Source organism: Paenibacillus sinensis (assembly GCF_019904155.1).
GTDB classification, from domain to species: Bacteria; Bacillota; Bacilli; order Paenibacillales; family Paenibacillaceae; genus Paenibacillus_AQ; species Paenibacillus_AQ sinensis.
In genome coordinates this window covers 1-427 of sequence record NZ_JAHCMB010000025.1, presented here as the reverse complement: position 1 = coordinate 427, position 427 = coordinate 1, and the positions used below count along the sequence as shown (strand labels likewise).

Annotated in this window: 1 pseudogene; it reads right to left on the bottom strand. The window is 56.7% G+C overall.

From position 1 onward, the window contains the following. Window positions 1-427 (bottom strand): annotated as a pseudogene (locus tag KIH86_RS01815) (hypothetical protein); the annotation flags it as partial.

Here is a 427-nt window from a genome sequence, read left to right as displayed (position 1 = left end):
TTGTCGGAGACGCGGTAGAGCAGTTGTCTTGCCTGTTCCTCCCGCTCTTCAGCTGCGACGAACTTGTCCAGGTCGCAATACCGTTCAACGTTTTCGCGTATCAAAGCGCCGATCACATCCGGCCGGAGGGCATCAAGCTCCCAGCACTCCATGCCGTATGTCTCTATATATCCCGTCGCCCGACTATCCGTTAATTTAGTTGGATTCGGCGGCGGGCTGTACTGCTCAATTTGATCCATATTGAGTGCCAGGCGGCGGAACGTCGGAGCCGTCCCGAAGGCTTCCAGGCGATCCACAACATCGCGGCTCATATCCTTTCCGCTCGGGTCATGGTCACCCAAATGCAAAATAACCGTTTGTCGGCCTTGGCTCTCTTCGTCGCGAAGCCTCTGCGCGGCGACCCACATTTCAGACTGGCTGACGTAGC